Origin of the sequence: Microvirga pudoricolor (assembly GCF_016892705.1) — a bacterium.
GTDB lineage: Bacteria > Pseudomonadota > Alphaproteobacteria > Rhizobiales > Beijerinckiaceae > Microvirga > Microvirga pudoricolor.
The window spans coordinates 182,259-200,710 of the sequence record NZ_JAFEMB010000003.1 but is presented as its reverse complement, the minus strand read 5'-3'; the positions used below and the strand labels follow the sequence as shown (position 1 = coordinate 200,710).

The window sequence follows — 18,452 nt, the reverse complement described above, 5'->3', positions numbered from 1 at the left end:
GGATTGACGGCTTGCTCGCGCTGGTCGAGCCCCTGGCGTCGAACGATCCACCCTAGAAGGGAATGTCGTCGTCGATGTCGCTGTAGCGCGACGCGGTCGCGGGCGCCGGGCGGCGTTCCATGGGCGACGACTGGCCGAAGCTCTCGCTGTCCTCCACATCACCTCCCTGACCTCGGGAGTCGAGGATGGTGAGTTCGCCGCGGAAGCGCTGCAGCACGATCTCGGTCGAGTACTTCTCGATCCCGTCCTTGTCGGTCCACTTGCGGGTCTGAAGCTGGCCCTCGAGATACACCTTCGAGCCCTTCTTGAGATACTGCTCCGCCACACGGCCCAGGTTTTCGTTGAAGATCACCACCTGGTGCCACTCGGTCTTTTCCTTGCGCTCGCCCGAGTTCTTGTCCTTCCAGGTCTCCGAGGTTGCTATGCGAAGGTTCACCACCGGGTTGCCGTCGCCCAGACGGCGCACCTCGGGGTCCCGCCCCAGATTGCCCACGAGGATCACCTTGTTCACGCTGCCCGCCATGGGACATCTCCATCATCACTGACCGCCTGCGCGAGATCGTCCGGCAGGGAGGTCGCTTCCATGCTCTCCTGCCCGGCATGACGGATCGTCATGGGCATCACATAATGTTCTATATTTGTTCACGTGCCCTGTCAATGTATCCTGCGTGTTCCGGACCGGAGCCGAAACGCAAAAACCCGGCGCACGGGATGCGCCGGGTTGAGGTGAGGAGAACGTTTTCGAGGCGCCTACTCGGCGGCCTGCAGGTAGACAACCTTGTCCTGGGCGCCCTCGACGTCCCGGAGAGTCTTCGCCATGTAGGTCAGGCGCTCAATCGCCTTCTCGAGGTCGATCCGGGCAACGCCGTTGAGATCATAGCTCTTGCGGCCGCGATAGAGGCGGTTGACCTCGCTCTCCAGCTCGACCGCAGCGTCATGGATGCGACGTACCAAGTGGTCGGCGATGAAGTCCGCGTTGCCGTCGACGACACAGAATCCGACCTCGCTGGCTTTTGGCCGCTCGGGTTCCCCCATGCGAGCTTCGTCCGTGGCAGGCCGGGCCACGACGCCCTCGCGAGGCGTTGCATCGGAGAGGCCCAGGAGGTAGGCCAGGGAATGGCGCATGACCGGGCCGATCCAGGGTAGCGTCTCCAGATAGGCGACCGGGCTGGCGCTGGCCCGATAGGCGTCGAACAGCTCGTCCCGGCGGCGCCAGACTTCGTCGATGGCCTCGGCCTTGCGGGCGTGGCGGAATCCCGCCCGCGCCGTGGAGCCGGACGCGAGCGCGCGCATGCAGCGCTCATAAGCGTGCCTGCCGACATCGGGTGCGACGCTGGCGTTACAGATCACGTAGATGACCTTGCGGGCGAACGCCTCGGCCGTCGCGGGAGCCGATGGCGTCTCGACCTCGTCGGTGGCGATCCAAGGCGTGATTCCCAAAGCCGTCATGGCGTTCTCTCCGTTTCTTGCGTCGTTCTCAGCGCGTTGTCCAGGCCGCCTGCAACAGCTCGACCAAACGGCTTCCGGCCTTGCGGAAATGGTGAGGCTTCCGCCAGGGATAGTCCGTTGCCGATGGATGGCCGCGGCCGCTTCCGGCCGATGATGAAGCATGACTGCGCAGGGATGTGCGCACATGCCAGATCTGATGCTGAACCGGGGCTTTTCGAGCCCCGCCAGGCAGGCGCCGGGGGTCGTGCTCCGGCTTCATGGAGATGGGGATTCCGGCCTCATTCCGCAAGAGATTCGGTGCCCTATTCGGGGCACGCAGCGGTGTGGCCGGCCGCGCCGGAACAGCCTGCGGCCAAGAAGCAATTTCGCCTTGTGCAAGCTCGAACGAGCGATCGAGACCGGCATCGGCCCGCACGCCGTAAAACGACGTCGCCCGCAGAAAGGCTTCGGTGAACGGCCCCATCGCGCACCAGGATTTCTCGGCCATGTGCAGGGGCCACGCCCAGAGGTCGCCATCCCGTCGCTGAGCCAGACCCGCGCGCTCAATGAAGTAGCCCGTCCGGCGGTGCTCCAGCCCCTCGTCCGTCACCCGCCATTCGGCGTTCTCGAAAAGGGTTTGATCCATCATCGTGGCCGTCACGGCGTCCTCCACAACCTGTCGCGTCCATTCGGCATGAGCCGAGACTCATTCGCGGGTTCTTCCGGCTAGGCTCGATTCACCGGCTTGCCTGGAACATAACAAGAACATACTGTCCGTTAACCTTGTGTCAAGCAACCTTGTGGACTGGCCCGGTCAGGGGAAGCGTTCGAGCGGACCTGTGATTGCGAGGCGGCGATCCCTATCTGGGGATCGGCCCTGCAGTTTGTCGAGGGGCGATCCCAGGGGATGTTCCGGCAGCGGCGCGGGGCCGCATCGCTGAACTTGGGCCGGCGCGAGAAGCGCCGAGGGCGGAGACTGAAGACGACCATGATCAAGAACAGGGACGCAGACACCCTCCGCCGACTGGACGATGCTCGCAAGGCCTATGAACGCCTGAGGGCGGAGCGGATCCGCGCGGAGAGCGACGTCGAACGGCTGAGCCGGGAACTCGCCGAGGCCCAGGAGCAGGCACGGGCGGAGTTCGGAACCGACGACGAGACCGAGATCGAGCGCCTGATCCAATCCGCCGCGAGCCGGAACGCTCAGCTTGTCGAGGATTTCTCAAGATTGATCCGGGACTTGGAAGCGCGGCTGCAGGCGCTCGGCCAAGCCGTGGGAACGGGCCGCTGATGGAGACTGCCGCAACCCACAGCCTGCCGCGCATCGACGCCGCCCTCGCCCGCACCGAGGGCCACCGGGATGCCCTGCGTGAGCGTGCCGAGGCGCTGACCCGCGACGTGGAACTCGCCAAGGGCCGCCTCGCGTCTAAGGGCGATGTGGAAACCTTCATCGAGGCGGTTCACGGCCAAGCCAGCCGGCGCAATCTCCAGGCTTTCGAGACCCTGCTGACGGCCCTCGTCCAGGAGGTGCTGCCGGGCGAGAAGGCGGTTGCCCTCGACCTCTCGACGGAGCGTGGCCTTGCGGCCCTCGATATCTGCGTGCGCCGGCCCGACGGCACGCTCGAGGACGTGCTCGAGGACAACGGCGGTGCGCTCACCAACGTGATCGGCATGGCGTTGCGGCTGATCGCCGTGGTCAAGGCGGACGTAGCCCGGTTCCTTGCCTTGGACGAGGCGGATTGCTGGATCGCGCCGGACCGGGTGCCGGCCTTCTACAAAGTTTTGCAGGACGGCGCGGCGCGGCTCAATGTGCAGTGCCTGGCCGTCTCCCACCACGATCTGACGGCCTTCGCCGACGCCTTCCATATCGCGCGCATCGTGGGAGAACCCGAGGGGGGCGTCGAGGTGGCGTCCGATCCGACGGATGCCCGCTGGACCGAAGAGCAATCGGGCCTGCGGTTCATCCGTCTCGTCAATGTACAGGCCTACAGGGACGCAACCCTCTCCCTGAGCCCCGGCGTCAATGCGCTGATCGGACCGAACAATCGCGGCAAGTCGACCTTCATCCGTGCCCTGAGGGCGGTTTTCTACGGCGAGGCACGCGACAGCCTCGTGCGGGCGGGCTCCAAGTCCGCCACCATCGAGATCGGCGTCGCGGGCCGCAGGACACTGCGCTTCACGCGCCAGCCCCGCCGTTCGCCCGTCAACATCTGGTCGCTTCACGACCCTGACGGCGCCGTCGTGGAAGAGAACGGCATGCGCTTCGAAACCGGCGGGCGGGCGGTGCCGGACTGGGTGTCCCGGTTCTTCTCCATCACCAAGGTCGAGGACCTCGACGTTCACATCGCGCACCAGAAGTTTCCGGTCTTCCTCCTGGGCGAGACTCCGTCCCGGCGCTCCGCCGTCCTGTCGATCGGGCAGGAGGCGGGGTATATCCGCGACATGCTGTCGATCCATCGCGAGCGCTGCGCCAAGGACAATGCCCTCGTGCGAACCGGCGAACGGGAACTGATCGACATTGCCGAAGCCCTGCAGCGCTTGGAAGAGTTGGACACACTCAAAGCCCTGGCCGCGAACGCGCATGTCCAGGCCGCCCACCTCTCCGAGGCCCGTGCCCAAATGGATCGCCTGGACGCCGGGAGAAGGACACTCGCCGTCATGCGGCAGCGGCTGATCGGGGCGCAAAGCCGCGCCGAGGCCGTCGGAAACCTTCCCCACCCCGACGAGCTGAGCCGTCTCGTCGATCAGGTCTCCCGTGCCCGTGAGCGCGAACGGGCCGCAGGGCGCCTCATCGAACTCTCGCATGGCCTGCGGCGGGCGCAGGCCATGCGAGAGACTTTGACGACACTTCCCGAGAGCCTTCCGGCCCTTGAAAATTCGGTGGCGGCGCAAAACATACTGAAAAGGCTCGCGGATCTTCGAAGCGCATCGACGATCGCGCGCGGACGGCTCTCGCAGATCGCCGACAGCCTTCGGTCGACCGAGGATGGCATGGCGGCGCTCCTCGACGAGACGGGGGGGCTCTGCCCCACCTGCGGCTCCAGCATCGATGCGGGAAGACTGCTTGAGCACAATCATATCAAGGCGGAGCAAGCAACGGCATGATCCTGTCCGGACAGCGTCTCGATACACGAACCTGCAAGGGCCTGCTCATCATCGGCGACCCGCACGTCTCCTCGCGCCGCCCGGGCCGGCGCAAGGACGCCTTGTGGCCCAAACCTGTCCTGACGAAGCTGGAACATTGCGCCGTCATCGCCAACGAGCGCGACCTCGCGCCGGTGATCCTGGGCGACCTGTTCGATCGGCCGGTGGAGTCCGATGAAGCCCTGAAGGCGCAGCTCATCCGCGTGCTGAAACGCTTCACGCACCGGCCCATCGTCAATGTCGGCAACCACGACATCCAGCACACCACCTTGAGCGACGGCGATACCCTGGCGCTGCTGGGTCTGTGCGACGTGGTCGACGTGGCGCCGTCATCCGGCCCCGTGCTCGACCTGCAGCTCGAGGGACAGCGCATCGGCATCGGCATGACGCCGTACGGCCAGGCCATTCCGGAGGACGTGCGCGGCAGCTTCTCGGACATCGACCGCCAGGTCTGGTTCACCCACCACGACATCGCCTTTGAGGGCGCGACCTACCCGGGCGCCCTGCCTCCCTTCGCGGTGGAAGGCTGCGACATGCTCATCAATGGGCATATTCACAAGACCCGGAAGGCGATGCTCGCCGGCCGCACCCGCTGGTTCAACCCCGGCAACATCACCCGGCAATCCGTCGACCTCCTGGACCACTTGCCCCGTGCCTGGATCCTGGACGCGAGCGGAGAGCTGCAGGCTCAGGATCTGCCTCATCCGGCCGACATCTTCGACCTGACGGGACGCCTCGTGGAGGCGGCAAGCGAAAGCCGCGTGGCGGAGGCCGTCGAGAGCGCATTCGTATCGCTGCTGCGGGCGGAGGAGCCCACGGGAATGAAGCGCAGCGACGACGGTTCGGTGCTGCGCGACGAGATCGAGGCGAAGTTCGCGGCGGACGAAACGCCCGGCGCGATTCAGGCCATCGTGCGCTCCCTCCTGGCCGAGGCGGTCACGCGCCGCGAGAAGGTCTAGACCCGATTCCGCGATAGCGGAACATGGCTCGTGTTCCGCACGATGGACTTAAAAGCCGAACGGGTCTGAATAGCTCAGCCGCCGCCGTCGAACCTGCGTTTCCGGAAGGATCGGCCGGCTGATGTCCACGGCCAGCAACCCCTCGCAGGCCAGCGCCAGCACGGCCGCCACGCCGTCGGCGGCGTTGATGGCCGCGGAGGCGCAATCCACGAGCCGCATGGTGCCCACCTCATCCAGTTGATGAAGGATGCGGACCCGGTCGCCGGCCGTCACGGGGGTGCGTTTGCAGGCCAAGACGAGGCGCATGGTGGTGAACCGGGGCTCAGCCCGGATGCTGCCTGCAGTCTCGATGCTGAACGGCCGGCCGTCCAGGGCGGTCAGCCCGGAGATGGCAGCGGCCCGCAAAGGATGACAGGTCAGGTCGTCGTCGGTGGCAATGTCGATCAGGGAAGCGGCGCCGTCCCGCACGACCTCGAAATCGGCCCGATGCGCGACGGTCTCGCCGCCCAGGGCAAAGGCCGCATCCTCGTTCGGCACGCGAACGGACTCGACCTCCGGATCGAGCTGGCAGGCGGCCAGGAAATCGGTCACCAGGGCGTTGCGCGTAAGGGGCGCGGCCTTCTTGCCCGACCCGAGGCTGGGCCCCGCCTTTCGGGCGGAGCGCCGGGCGGACAGGTCGAGGATCGCTTGCGCGGACATTTTCACACTCCGACAGGCCCGATGAGGTTTCCAGGACCGGTTTGACTGCACAGCACAGGTTTCGGCAAGTTCTGCCAATCCGTCGCTATAGGAACAAATATAGAACGGCACTGCTTTCGTCAAATGCGGACCGGGTTTGGACTGCTCTTGGGAGAGCCTTCACTTCCGGCCTTGTGGCAAAACGCCGCCCGCCGCTCTGAAATCGTTTGTTTTCAAGGGTTTCAATACCCATATCAGGCCTACGAACATGGACTTCCGACCTCCGATCTGTTAGAACAAAAATAGAACAAATCAGCGACCTGGCGCTTAGCAGGCTGGGCCGGATGAGGGATATGAGATGAACAGCACCGACAAGAAGATCGCCGAGACCCTGGCCAAGTTCGGCGAGCCCATGGCCGGCAACATCTGGCGCGTTCAGGGCACGGCCGTGATCTACCACAAGGCCCTGGAGCGCATCGCCGCCCATGCCAAGATCCAGTTCGATCCGCCGACCATCGTGCGAGCCGAGCGCGACGAGGCCGTCATCATGGTGACGGGCCGGATGAACGAGCGCCTGGAATGGTCCATCGGCGAGGCGCTGATCGGCGTGAACTACCGGGTGTCCGGCAAGCAGGCCGCCTACGTGTACGCCATGGCCGAGAAGCGCGCCAAGGACCGGGTGATCCTCAAGCTCATCGAGCTGCACGGCCTCGTCTATTCCGAGGAGGAAGCCGACGAGTTCAAGCAGGCCCGTCCGGGCCAGGCCGAGGTGCAGGCGCCCGAGGTTCCCAACACTACGGTTGAGGTGGTGGCACCTGGGCCTGCGGTCGAGGCCGAGCTGAAGCAGAAGATCACCAAGGCCAAGAGCATCAACTCGGTCACCGACCTGATGCTGCATGCCGACACGCAGAAGATCCTCAACGATCTGCCCGAAGGCATCCGGGACGAGATCCGCGACTTCGCCAAGGCCCGCCTGGTCGAACTCGGCTGGCCGTCCAAGAAGGCCGCGTAAGCAAGCATCACGAACTGCGACAACCGGGACGGCCCCGCCGCCCCGGTTTTCTTTTGCCTGCACGCTTTGAGCTGATAATCCAGGACAGATGGCGCATTCCCGAGCAGCAATGTCCGACCCGGCGGGGCTCGGCCTCACGGAGCATCTCGTCGGCTCGGTCGAACGCGTCACCTTCCATAACGACGAGACGGGCTTCTGCGTGCTTCAGGTCAAGGCGCGCGGTCACCGCAAGCTCGTCACCCTCGTGGGCCATGTGCCCCGCGTCGCGCTCGGCGAGCTGGTCGAGGCCAGTGGGGCCTGGATGAACGACCGCCATCACGGCTTCCAGTTCCGCGCCGAAACCATCGCCACCTCCGCGCCCACCACGGCCGAAGACCTGCAGCGCTACCTGGGCTCTGGCCTCATCAAGGGTATCGGTCCCTCCGCCGCCGGACGTCTCGTGGCCTCCTTCGGGGCCGCCATCATCGACGTGATCGAACGCGCACCGCACGAAATGACCCGCGTGCACGGCATTGGCATGGGCAAGGCGCAGGACATCGCGCAGGCCTGGGCGGAGCATAAGACGCTGCGCGACCTGTCCGCTTTCCTGCGCGCCCGTGGGCTCGGCGGCTCCCTGCTGGCGAGGATCTACAAGGCTTACGGGTCCCAGGCCATCGAGACGATCTCCCGCAATCCCTACCGACTCGCCCTCGACTTTGCAGGCTTCGCCTTCTCGGAAGCCGACCGGATCGCCCAGGAGCTTTCGGTGGACTCCCTGTCGCACGAGAGATTGGAAGCCGGACTGGCCTTTGTGCTGATGGAAGCCGTGCGGGACGGGCACGCGGGGCTTCCCGTCGCGGAGGCCCTCGCACGGGCCGGCTTGCTCCTCGAAGTCGCAGGAAGCATCCTCCAACCGATCCTGGAGAACCAGTGCCAGGCAGGCGTCATCGTGGCCGATACCCTGGACGGGACGCCTTGCGTCTTTGCCCGTCATCTCTACGGCGCCGAGATGTTCATCGCAGTCAGGCTGCGCGACCTCGCGAAAGGGGCTCCACCCTGGGGCGAGATCGATCCTTCCGAGATTCTCGCCCAGACCGAAGAACTCCTCGGCGTCACCTATTCGGCGAGCCAGCGTGAAGCGCTTGCCGGGGCTTGCCGCTCGAAGGTTTTCGTGGTGACGGGCGGGCCGGGCGTCGGCAAGACGACGCTGGTGCGGGGTCTCCTGCACGTGATGCGGGACAGGAGCCTGAACGTGGCGCTCTGCGCGCCGACGGGACGCGCCGCCAAGCGCCTCGCCGACAGCACAGGCCTGCCCGCCAAGACGATCCACCGGCTGCTGGAGGCCACCGAAGGCGGTTTCCGGCGCAACGCGTCGATGCCCCTCGACTGCAACCTCCTCGTGGTCGACGAAGCCTCCATGCTGGACATCCGCTTGATGGTGGCGCTCCTGCGCGCCCTGCCGGACCACGCAGGACTTCTGCTTGTGGGCGATGTGGACCAACTGCCCTCCATCGGAGCCGGCCAGGTTCTGGCCGACATCATCGCGTCGGACACCCTGCCGGTGGCGCGCCTTCGGGAGATCTTCCGCCAGGGCCACGAGAGCCGGATCATCACGGCCGCCCACGCCATCAACAGGGGCGCCCTGCCGGATCTGACGCCGCAGGCCGATTCCGATTTCCATTTCGTGGAAGCCCATCATCCCTCCGACGCGATCGCCAAGCTCGTCACCCTGGTACGCAACCGCATCCCCAACCGCTTCGGGCTCGACCCCGTCCGCGACGTGCAGATCCTGTGCCCCATGAACCGGGGGCGCCTGGGGGCCAACATGCTCAACAGCGAGCTGCAGCGGATCCTCAATCCGAATGGCGAAGACGGACTCTACCGGGCAGGCTGGACCTTCCGGACCGGAGACAAGGTCATGCAGGTTCGCAACGACTATGAGCGCGACGTCTACAATGGGGAGGTCGGGATCGTGACGGGGCTCGCCCAGCCCGCAGGGGAGCTGACCGTGGCGTTCGACGGCCGGCAGGTCGTCTATGGAGCGCGGGATCTCGATGAGCTGGTGCCCGCCTACGCCATGACAATCCACAAGGCGCAAGGGTCGGAATACCCGGCCGTCATCATTCCGGTCGTGCCGCAGCATGCCGCCATGCTCCAGCGCAAGCTGCTCTATACGGGTGTCACGCGCGGCAGTCGCCTCGTGGTGCTGCTCGGCAGCCGCGCCGCCTTGGAACAAGCTGTCACGTCACAGGGCGAGCAGCGCTGGACGCGCCTTCGTCCCTGGCTCGAAGCGCCGCCCAAAACCCTTACAGGTCCAGTTCGAGCAGAACCGGCTGGTGATCCGAGGATTGGGTTGTCTGATCGTAGTAGACCCGGTTGACCCGGGGCGCCAAATCCTCCGTCACGTAGATGTAGTCGGAGCAATGGGGCTGGCCGCTGGAGCGGTCGTAGATGCAGAAGGAATCCGGGTGCGGATCGCGGCCATGGCGGGCCGTCCAGACATCGACGAGCGCGGGCGCGCCGTTCTCGAACGGGTCGGAGATGCGCTGTCTCACGGGATCGTCCGGTTTCATGTTGAGATCGCCCGTGAGCACCGCCGAGGCCGTGGTCGGCAGGAGCTTGTAGGTGCCTCGGCCGCTCTCCCGCAGGGTGACCGTCCGGTCGTAGGCCAAGCGGTGCGCCTCCCGCACACCCTCCACCTCCGCCCTGCGCAGCTTGGAGGCGGAATAGTCGAAATGCGTGGTCATGATCCTCAAGGGGCCCGAGGGCGGCAGGATCGTAGCCTCGATCAGGACCCGGGGCATGTTGCGGGTGGCCACCGCCTCCCAGGGCAGCGTGTGGCGCAGAACCTGCGCCACCGGGTGGCGCGACAGGACCATGTTGCCGAACCGGCTGCGTCCGCCGCCGGCGCCCGGGATATCGAGCGCGACACCCTCGACGGGCGTGAAACCCGGCAGAAGGGCCGCGATCTCGGCAAAACCGTTGCCGCCCGGGTTGTTCTTCAGATCGGAGAAATTGTCGGCGACCTCCTGCAGGCATAGCACGTCGAAATCCGCGATCCCCCGCGCGTCGTCGATCTGGCGCTTGAGGCTGTGACTGCCATCGGCACCGAGGCCCCATTGAATGTTCCAGGTAATGATCTTGAGCATGAAGCCTTGAGCTTGGTTACTGGCCGACCTTGCTCAATACGTCCGCCTTCAGGAACCGCTCGATGACGATCATGAACAGCACGGAGGGCACGAGCAGGATGAGGGCCGTGATGGAGGCGATCTGGTAGTTGCCGCCCATGCTGGCGTTGTACAGCAGCAGCGGCAGGGTGGTCACCTGCGGGACGCCGACGAAGAACGTGCCCGTGAACTCGTCGAGCGATTCCAGAAACACGAAGATGGCGCTGGCCATGATGCCTGGCATGGCCAGCGGCAGCGTGATGGTGAAGAAGGTGCGAAGCGGCGAGGCTCCGATGTTCCGGGCCGCCAGCTCCAGGTCCCGGTCGACCGCCGCGAAAGCCGCGGCGGCGATCCAGACCGAGTAGACGAGGCCGTGGGCCGCATGGACCAGCACCACGCCCGTGATCGTGCCCGTCAAACCGAGGCTGTAGAAGACCCGCGCCACGTTGATGTAGATCGCCACCGACGGAAAGGCCTGGGGCAGCAGGAACAGGATCATGAGCGCGGTGCGCCAGGGCAGCTTCAGCCGGGCGAGCGCGTAACCCGCCGGCACCGAGACCGCCAGAGCCACCAGCACCGTCAGGCAGGCGATGCTCACGCTCGTCATGAGGGACGACATGGCATCCCCGGTGGGGCGGAACACAACCTCCCAATAGCGCGTGCCGTAGGAGACCGGCAGCTTGAAGGGCGTGTACCACCGTTCCGCCACCGACCAGAGGACGAGGTTCGCCAGCGGTCCGAAGAGCAGGAACGCGAAGACCGCAAGCCCCAGGATCTTCAGGACGGTGCCGCCGAAGGACCAGAACCGCGCGCCGGAGGCCGAGGGCGCTTCCGCCCGCAGGTTGCGAAGCCGCGTGTGGCCGCTGGCGCTCGGCAGGGTGTGCAGGTTGCCGGTCATGCGGCGGCCTCGCGCTTCACATTGTGGCGGAGGTAGATCCAGGCCGCCATGCCGGAGATCAGGTACGAGATGACGCCGAGCGCGTTGGCGGTGGCATAGTCGCCGTAGGAATTGATGCGGAAGGCCATGTCGACGGTGAGCATGGTGGGCTGAGAGCCCGCCACCATCATGGGCACGGACAACACCGACAGCATCGTCACGAACGAGAGCACGAGGCCGACCAGAAGGGTCTGCGAGACCTGCGGCAGCACGAGCTCGATCAGCACCCGCAGGCGTGAGGCCCCGAGGTTGCGGCCCGCCTCGATGGTGGCGCGGTCGAGCGACGCCATGGCGCCCGCGAGCATCAGCGTCACGAAGGGCACCTGCTTCCACACGAAGGTGATGATGATCCCGCGCCAGTCGAGCAGGCTCGTGGCCTGGAGCGGCTCCATCAGGCCCATCCCCACGATGGTGTTGTTCATCAAGCCGTTCTTGGCCAGGAAGGTGCGCATGCATTGCGCCGCCACGATGAACGGGATGAAGAGCGGCCAGCGGTAGAGGTTGCGCAAGGCTGCCACGAGCCACGGGGTCTCGCCCAGCGTCAGGATCCCCGCAATCGTGACGGACAGAATTCCGGTCAGGATCGTGGAGGTGATGACGATGAAGAGCGTGAAGAGGATATCCGTCGAATAAAGCTCGTAGGCCTTGTCGAAATGCATCAGCGAAAATCCGCCGCCCGGCGCCGTGAAGGCTGAGGCGAGCGAGAAGCCGAGCGGGTAAAGAAACAAAGCGCCGATCATCGCGAGCGCGGGCGCGATCAGCAGAAGGCCGAAGAGGGACGGACGCGCCATGCGGTAGTGGCTTTCAGAGCAGGATCGGAAAGGGGCAGCTCACACCGGCAAGCCGCCCCCAAAGTCATTCGTCAGAGCGTCAGTTCGCGACCTTCTTCTCGTAGGTTTCGAGAATGTCGTTGAAGTACGGGCCGATCGGGAACGGCTTGCCGTTGGACGACAGGTCGGCCGGCGTGATGTCGGCGAAGAGCTGGTTCCAGGCGGCCTGGTCGAGCTTGCCCTCCAGGTTCTTGGCGTCGATGCCCGGATACCAGTTGAAGCGCTTGACGATGCCGTCCGCCTGCACATCCGGGCTCGTGGCGAGCGCGATGAACTCGGCCGCGAGTTTCTCCTGGGCGCTCTTCTCCGGAATGGCGTAGTACATGGGCTGGCCGGGCATGCCGGGCGAGACGAGCTTCACGCGCATGTTCGGCGGCAGCTTGCCTTCCGTCTTCCAGGTATAGAACATGTCGACCCAGACCGGCCCCATGGCGATCTCACCGCGGTTGAGCATGTCGAGGGTGCCCGCATTGCCGGGCGTGATCACCACGTTCTTGTTGAACTCCTTCAAGTCCGCCATGGCCTTGTCCCAGGTGGCCTTGGTGGCGGCGTCGTAGGGCCCTTTCTCGAGCTTCGCGGCATCGCCCCCGAAGGCCGAGACCCAGCCGGTCACGAAGGCGACGCCGGACATGCCGCCCTTGATGCCGTTATAGCCGAACTGCTTCGGGTTCTTCTGCACCCAGTCGCGCAGCTCCGCGTAGGTCGAGGGCGGCGTCTTGATGAGGTCCGGGTTGTAAGCGATGGCGGTCTGCGAATGGAACATCGGCATGACGTAGCCCGACACGTCCGTGCCCAGGGAATTCGTTGCCGTGTCGCGGGTCGCGAGCTTTCCGGTCGGGATCTTGTCAGTGTACTTCTCGATGAGACCATCCTTCGCCAAGGTGCCGGCAGCCTTCTGGTGCACGACGACCACGTCGAAATCGGACGTCGCCGAGCCTGCCTTCTTCTGGGCGTCGAGCTTCTCGAAGATCTTCTGCGAACCGCCGTCGCCCGGGCCGGTTCCCACCGCCACCACCTTCACGCCCGGGTGGCTCTTCTCGAAGAGCGGGCCGAGGTAGTCCTTGATGTAGTCGACCATGTTCTGGTCGCCGGCCGTGGCCACGTTGAGGGTCTGGGCGTGCGCGGTGCCGGTCAGCAGCGCGGCCGCGAGGCCCGCCGCGAAAAGTGTCTTATGCATGGTTCTCTCCCTTGGATTCGCTTGGGAACAGGTGAAGCGACGCCAGCGGCAGGCGCAGGCCCACCGGACGGTCGAGCTCGTGGTAGTCGTCGTCCGTCACAGTAAAGTGACGGTCGCCGATGGCGACCACGTACCTGTAATGCCCGCCCGGATACGTTCTCTGCGTGATGGTCCCGGGCAGCACGATGGAGCCGTCCCGGCGCGCGTCCGGCGCGTCGAGCGAGGCCACGTCGTCTCGGAAATAGGCGGTGACGGGGCCGACCGGGACTTCTCCGTCCCATCGGATCGAAGGACCAGGGCCCGCCTGGACCTCGACGCCCGCGCTGTTGGAGCGGACATCGAGATGGATCGTGTTCTCGGCCCCCATGAAGCTCGCCACGAAGGGCGAGTTGGGCCGGTCGAACACCTCTTTGGGCGTGCCCATCTGGGCGATGCGGCCCGCATCCATCACCACGATGCGGTCGGCCATGGTCATGGCCTCCTCGCGGTCGTGGGTGACGTGGATGGCGGTGAAGCCGAGACGGTTCTGCAGCGCCTTGATCTCGGAGCGCAACTGGATGCGCACCTTGGCGTCGAGGTTCGACAAGGGCTCATCGAGAAGCAGGATGTCGGGCTCGATGGCGAGCGCTCGCCCCAGCGCCACGCGCTGGCGCTGGCCGCCGGACAGGTTCGTGACCTTGCGGTCCTCGAGCCCCGACAGGTTGAGCATCTTGAGCACGCCCGCCACCCGGGCGCGGATCTCGTCCTTGCCCACCCCGCGCAGGCGCAGGCCATAGCCTACATTGCCGAGCACGGTCATGTGCGGCCACAGGGCGTAGGATTGAAACATCATCGCCATGCCGCGCTTTTCCGGCGGCATGGCCACCACGTCCCGGCCGAAGAGCCGGATCGCCCCGCCGGAGGCCTTCTGGAAGCCCGCGATGGTGCGCAGGAGGGTGGTCTTTCCGCAGCCCGACGAGCCCAGGATGGCGATGAATTCGCCCGGCTGGACCGTGAGGCTCACCCCATGCAGCACCTGCTGGCTGCCGTAGCTGACCTGAAGATGATCGATGTCGATCGCCGCCGCGACAGGAGCGTTCACCGGTCCCATTTCCTTCCCTGGACAAAGCGCCTTCCGGCGTCTCTTTATATAGCCAGCAAACTACAGGGCCCGGCTTTAGTAAAGAGCGTGGAAGACGTTCTTTGCGCCGCTTTCCGTGACAGTTTCTTGTCAATTAGACGTAGGAAGCCGGCCTCGCGAGGATGCGTTTCGGGCGGCTGGCAATCAGGCGTTGAGGCCTGCGGATTTGAGCATCGTCCTGCGGGGTGCGGCCGCGCTGGAGCGGACGACGAGGTCCGTCTTGAGGCGGATCCGATCCGGCGCCTTGCGGCCCTGCAGCAGATCGATGAGCGCCGTGGCTCCGGCCTGGCCCAGCTCCCGGCGCGGCTGGTGGACCGTCGTCAGGGGCGGCTCCGCCACGGCCGCGAACTCGATGTCGTCGAACCCCACGACGGAGATGTCCTCCGGCACCCGCAGGCCCGCCGATGCCAGGGTTCGGATCGCCCCGATCGCCATCACGTCGCTGGTGCAGAACAGGGCCGTGGGCCGGTTGGCGCCCCGCACCACCGCCTCGCCCGCCGCGACCCCGGCCTCCAGCGTATAATCGCCCGGGATGACGAGGTCGGGATCGAAAGCGAGCCCCGCCGCCGCCAAGCCGTCCCGGTAGCCCTGGAAGCGCTCGCGCTCCAGAATGTTGCCCCGCGGACCGCTGACATAGCCGATGCGGCGATGACCAAGGGAGGCCAGATGGCGAATCATGCCTGCGGCCCCGACGCGGTTGTCGATCTCGACCTGCGGAATGCGGGCGTCGGGAATAGCCTCGCAGATCGCCACGAGAGGAATGCTCAAGGGAGCGGAGCCGCCCTCCTCATCTCGGTTCTGGCCGAAGAGATGGCCGTTCAGCAGGATGGCTCCGTCGACCCGCCCGGCCGCCGTGAAGGCCGACAGGTGCGCCTCTTTCTCGGGCGAGCCGTCGAGGTCGCTGATGATCATGCCGTAACCGGCCTCGAACAAGGTCTCCTCGATGCCGCGCAGGATCTTGGAGAAGAACGTGTTGGCAAGATCCGGCAGAACCACGAGCACCATATGGGTCTTCTGCGAGCGCAGGGACCGGGCGGCGGTGTTGGGAACGTACCCCGTCTTGGCGATGGCCTCGGCGACCCGGGCCCGGGCCTCTGGCGAGACACGCTGGGGCGTCGCGAGGGCCCGGCTGACGGTGGCGGTCGAGACCTCGGCCAGCCTGGCGACGTCCTGGATGGTGGCGGCCCGCGATCCCGCGGCGCGCTCAGACCTGCTCCTCCGTCCACCCCCATCCATGGGATTCTTCCTCTTGGCAAACGTGTTTGACAGAACCGTAGCTTTGGGTAAAGTGAATGTAATCGATTACATCGGGGTGTTGTCAAACCCTTCGGTGAATCCATTTCCCCGCATTGTCCCGAAAGAGGACAGGCGAACGCAACCGGAGGATACCCATGACGCCCCCCATCCCTGCCCGCTGATCCGCTTCGGCCCGACAGCCGACCCGACGCCGTCCGGTCCACGCCGGACGTCCCTAAAGATCATCCGTGCACGGTCCGTCCATGGCATCCGTCCTTCGAGCCGACCAGATATCCAAATCCTTCGGGCCCATCGAGGTTCTGAGCGGGATCACGCTCGCTCTAATGCCGGGCGAGGTCCATGCGGTGATCGGCGAGAACGGCGCCGGCAAGTCGACCCTCATGCGCATCCTGTCGGGACACCTGCCCCCGACCAAGGGCACGCTGTACCTCAACGAGCAGGAGCGGCGCTTCTCCGGCCCCGTGGAGGCCGAGCATGAGGGCATCGTGCTGGTCCACCAGGAGATTCTCCTGGCCGAGGACCTGACCGTCGCCCAGAACCTGTTCCTCGGCCGCGAGATCCGCCGCTACGGCTTCGTGGACGACGGGGCCATGAGGGCCAAGTCCCGCGCCATCCTGTCCGAACTCGGCGTCACCCTCGATCCCGACACGGAGGTGCGCCGCCTCTCCATCGCCGACCGGCAGCTCGTGCAGATCGCCCGCGCGCTTCTCGTGCCCCACAAGGTGGTGGTGTTCGACGAGCCCACCGCCGTGCTGACCCCGGTGGAGGCCGAGAGCCTGTTCGAGATCATCCGCCGCCTGCGGGCGCAAGGGGTGGCGGTCCTCTACATCTCCCATCGCCTCAACGAGGTGAAGGCCATCGCCGACCGTGTGACGGTGCTGCGGGACGGGCGCCTCATCGGAACCCACGACATCGAGGGGCTGGAGCCCATCGAGATGGCGCGCCTCATGGTCGGGCGCGACATGTCCAAGCTCTATCCCGACAAGCCCGAAACCGCTTCGGACCAGGTTGTCCTGTCCGTGCGCGACATGGCCGTTCCGGGTTATGTGGAACACGCCTCCTTCGATCTGAAGCGCGGCGAGATCTTAGGCTTCGGCGGCCTTATCGGGGCGGGCCGGACCGAATTGTTCGAGGGCCTCGTCGGCCTCCGAACCTCCACGGGCTCCATCACCCTGAACGGCAAGCCCGTGCGCTTCACGGACGGCCGCGACGCCATGGCGGCCGGGATCGCGTACCTGTCCGAGGACCGCAAGGGCAAGGGACTGCTACTGCAGCAGAACCTGCGCGTGAACCTGACGCTGGCGGCCCTGGACCGCTTCAGCCGCGGCTCCTTCGTGGATACGGCCAAGGAGGAAGCCACGCTCGACACCGCCATCCGCGACTTCGACATCCGCGCCCGCCAGCGCGACATGCTCGCGGGCCAGCTCTCCGGCGGCAACCAGCAGAAGCTCCTGCTGGCCAAGATGATGCTCATCGAGCCCCAGATCGTCATCATCGACGAGCCGACGCGGGGCGTCGACATCGGCACCAAGGAACAGATCTACCGTTTCATCGCATCGTTGGCCGAAGAGGGCCGCGCCGTGGTCGTCATCTCGTCCGAGATGCAGGAGCTGATCGGGCTGTGCCACCGCGTCCTGGTGATGCGGAACGGGCGCGTCGCGGGCGAGGTCGGCCGAGCCGACCTGTCCGAGGACGCCATCGTGTTTCTCGCCACAGGCGTTCATGAAGAAAGGGCGGCAGAGATTGCCGCGGGCCACGTATGACCGAGACCGCACTTCGCACCCCCGCGCCGTCCCGCCGGTTCAAGATCGACATGCGGGCGCTCTCGCCCTTCCTGGCGCTGGTCGTGCTCGTCATCGCGGGCGCGCTGATCAACCCGGACTTCCTGACGGCCTCGAACCTGACCAACGTGGTCACGCGCTGCGCCTTCATCGCCATCATCGCGGTCGGCGCCACCTTCGTGATCTCCGGCGGCGGGCTCGATCTCTCGGTGGGCTCCATGGCGGCGCTCGTGGCGGGCGTCATGATTCTCACCCTCAACCGCATCGGCACGCCCGAGGTGAGCACGCTGGCGCTCGGCATGCTGGCCGCCATCGCCCTGAGCGTGGCCTGCGGCATGGCCAACGGGCTCATCGTCACCTTCGGGCGCATCGAGCCCTTCATCGTGACGCTGGGCACCATGGGCATCTTCCGGGCGCTCATCATCTGGCTGGCGGCGGGCGGCACCATCACGATGCGCAACCTCGACCTGCGCGAGCTCTACCGCCCGGTTTATTTCGGCGACGTGTTCGGCATTCCGATCCCCGTCATCGTCTTCCTGGCCGTGGCCGCCATCGGGGCGCTCATCCTCTACCGGACCTCGTTCGGCCGCCATGTGATCGCGCTCGGCTCCAACGAGGACGTGGCGCGCTATTCGGGCGTGCCGATCTGGCGGGTGCGCACCCTCACCTACGTGATCCAGGGCATCTGCGTGGGCATCGCGGTGCTGGTCTACGTGCCGCGCCTGGGCTCGGCCACGCCCACCACGGGGCTCTTGTGGGAGCTGCAGGCCATCACGGCGGTGGTGATCGGCGGCACGGCCCTGAAGGGCGGCATCGGCCGCATCTGGGGCACGGTGGTCGGCGCGATCATCCTGGAGCTTGTCGCCAACATCATGGTGCTGTCGAACTTCGTGTCCGAGTTTCTCGTGGGCGCGGTTCAAGGTGCCATCATCATCATCGCCATGCTGGTCCAGCGCTCGCTGTACCGCAGGTGACGAAGTCCG

General features: G+C 66.0%; 17 protein-coding genes. 7 read left to right on the top strand and 10 right to left on the bottom strand.

The features are described 5' to 3' along the window. Nucleotides 1-52 precede the first annotated feature (52 nt). From ssb to ILT42_RS12585, 3 genes are all read right to left on the bottom strand, one after another. Nucleotides 53-523, bottom strand: a complete 471-nt coding sequence (gene ssb, locus ILT42_RS12595) for a single-stranded DNA-binding protein (RefSeq protein ID WP_204215965.1) — start codon at nt 521-523, stop codon at nt 53-55. 227 nt (nt 524-750) lie between these two features. Then, the gene (locus ILT42_RS12590; RefSeq protein WP_204215964.1) at nt 751-1,449 is read right to left on the bottom strand and encodes a hypothetical protein; all 699 of its coding nucleotides are present in this window, start codon (nt 1,447-1,449) and stop codon (nt 751-753) included. 28 nt (nt 1,450-1,477) lie between these two features. Further along, nucleotides 1,478-2,089 carry a hypothetical protein gene (locus tag ILT42_RS12585; protein WP_204215963.1) on the bottom strand — a complete coding sequence of 204 codons (612 nt, stop codon included), beginning with the start codon at nt 2,087-2,089 and terminating at the stop codon, nt 1,478-1,480. A 327-nt stretch (nt 2,090-2,416) separates the two neighbouring features. Here ILT42_RS12585 and ILT42_RS12580 point away from each other — a divergent pair, with 327 nt between their 5' ends. From ILT42_RS12580 to ILT42_RS12570, 3 genes are read left to right on the top strand one after another with little or no spacing between them, the layout of a single operon-like run. Beyond that, nucleotides 2,417-2,719: a hypothetical protein gene (locus ILT42_RS12580; RefSeq protein ID WP_204215962.1), complete on the top strand. Its 303-nt coding sequence runs from the start codon at nt 2,417-2,419 to the stop codon at nt 2,717-2,719. Beyond that, nucleotides 2,719-4,533, top strand: a complete 1,815-nt coding sequence (locus tag ILT42_RS12575; protein WP_204215961.1) for an AAA family ATPase — start codon at nt 2,719-2,721, stop codon at nt 4,531-4,533. Before ILT42_RS12580 ends, ILT42_RS12575 begins: the two co-directional genes overlap by 1 nt. Continuing rightward, nucleotides 4,530-5,531, top strand: coding sequence for a metallophosphoesterase family protein (locus tag ILT42_RS12570; protein WP_204215960.1), 1,002 nt, complete (start codon nt 4,530-4,532; stop codon nt 5,529-5,531). The genes ILT42_RS12575 and ILT42_RS12570 overlap by 4 nt, the downstream gene beginning before the upstream one ends. A 48-nt stretch (nt 5,532-5,579) precedes the next feature. Here the strand turns inward: ILT42_RS12570 and ILT42_RS12565 are convergent, their stop codons facing one another. Next, entirely contained in the window at nt 5,580-6,230 is a 651-nt protein-coding gene (locus ILT42_RS12565) for a hypothetical protein (protein WP_204215959.1), read from the bottom strand. Between the two features lie 337 nt (nt 6,231-6,567). On the opposite strand from ILT42_RS12565, the gene ILT42_RS12560 reads away from it, so the two are divergent. Continuing rightward, the gene (locus ILT42_RS12560) at nt 6,568-7,221 is read left to right on the top strand and encodes a hypothetical protein (protein ID WP_204215958.1); all 654 of its coding nucleotides are present in this window, start codon (nt 6,568-6,570) and stop codon (nt 7,219-7,221) included. Nucleotides 7,222-7,330: 109 nt separating this feature from the next. Further along, nucleotides 7,331-9,580, top strand: a complete 2,250-nt coding sequence (recD2, locus tag ILT42_RS12555; protein ID WP_204215957.1) for an SF1B family DNA helicase RecD2 — start codon at nt 7,331-7,333, stop codon at nt 9,578-9,580. Here recD2 and ILT42_RS12550 read toward each other — a convergent pair. The 6 genes from ILT42_RS12550 to ILT42_RS12525 all read right to left on the bottom strand — a co-directional run bounded on the left by ILT42_RS12550 (nt 9,507) and on the right by ILT42_RS12525 (nt 15,667). Continuing rightward, nucleotides 9,507-10,349, bottom strand: coding sequence for an endonuclease/exonuclease/phosphatase family protein (locus ILT42_RS12550; protein WP_204215956.1), 843 nt, complete (start codon nt 10,347-10,349; stop codon nt 9,507-9,509). The genes recD2 and ILT42_RS12550 overlap by 74 nt on opposite strands. A 16-nt stretch (nt 10,350-10,365) precedes the next feature. Continuing rightward, nucleotides 10,366-11,265, bottom strand: coding sequence for an ABC transporter permease (locus tag ILT42_RS12545; RefSeq protein ID WP_204215955.1), 900 nt, complete (start codon nt 11,263-11,265; stop codon nt 10,366-10,368). Continuing rightward, nucleotides 11,262-12,095: an ABC transporter permease gene (locus tag ILT42_RS12540; RefSeq protein ID WP_204215954.1), complete on the bottom strand. Its 834-nt coding sequence runs from the start codon at nt 12,093-12,095 to the stop codon at nt 11,262-11,264. Before ILT42_RS12540 ends, ILT42_RS12545 begins: the two co-directional genes overlap by 4 nt. A 79-nt stretch (nt 12,096-12,174) precedes the next feature. Then, nucleotides 12,175-13,311 carry an ABC transporter substrate-binding protein gene (locus tag ILT42_RS12535; protein WP_204215953.1) on the bottom strand — a complete coding sequence of 379 codons (1,137 nt, stop codon included), beginning with the start codon at nt 13,309-13,311 and terminating at the stop codon, nt 12,175-12,177. After that, complete coding sequence (locus ILT42_RS12530; RefSeq protein ID WP_204215952.1) at nt 13,304-14,392, bottom strand: ABC transporter ATP-binding protein; 1,089 nt, start codon at nt 14,390-14,392, stop codon at nt 13,304-13,306. The genes ILT42_RS12535 and ILT42_RS12530 overlap by 8 nt, the downstream gene beginning before the upstream one ends. A gap of 183 nt (nt 14,393-14,575) precedes the next feature. Continuing rightward, complete coding sequence (locus ILT42_RS12525; protein WP_204215951.1) at nt 14,576-15,667, bottom strand: LacI family DNA-binding transcriptional regulator; 1,092 nt, start codon at nt 15,665-15,667, stop codon at nt 14,576-14,578. 263 nt (nt 15,668-15,930) lie between these two features. Here ILT42_RS12525 and ILT42_RS12520 point away from each other — a divergent pair, with 263 nt between their 5' ends. Beyond that, nucleotides 15,931-17,451 carry a sugar ABC transporter ATP-binding protein gene (locus ILT42_RS12520; RefSeq protein ID WP_204215950.1) on the top strand — a complete coding sequence of 507 codons (1,521 nt, stop codon included), beginning with the start codon at nt 15,931-15,933 and terminating at the stop codon, nt 17,449-17,451. Further along, on the top strand, nt 17,448-18,443 hold the full coding sequence (locus ILT42_RS12515) for an ABC transporter permease (RefSeq protein ID WP_204215949.1): 996 nt from the start codon (nt 17,448-17,450) through the stop codon (nt 18,441-18,443). The genes ILT42_RS12520 and ILT42_RS12515 overlap by 4 nt, the downstream gene beginning before the upstream one ends. The last annotated feature ends 9 nt before the right edge of the window (nt 18,444-18,452 follow it).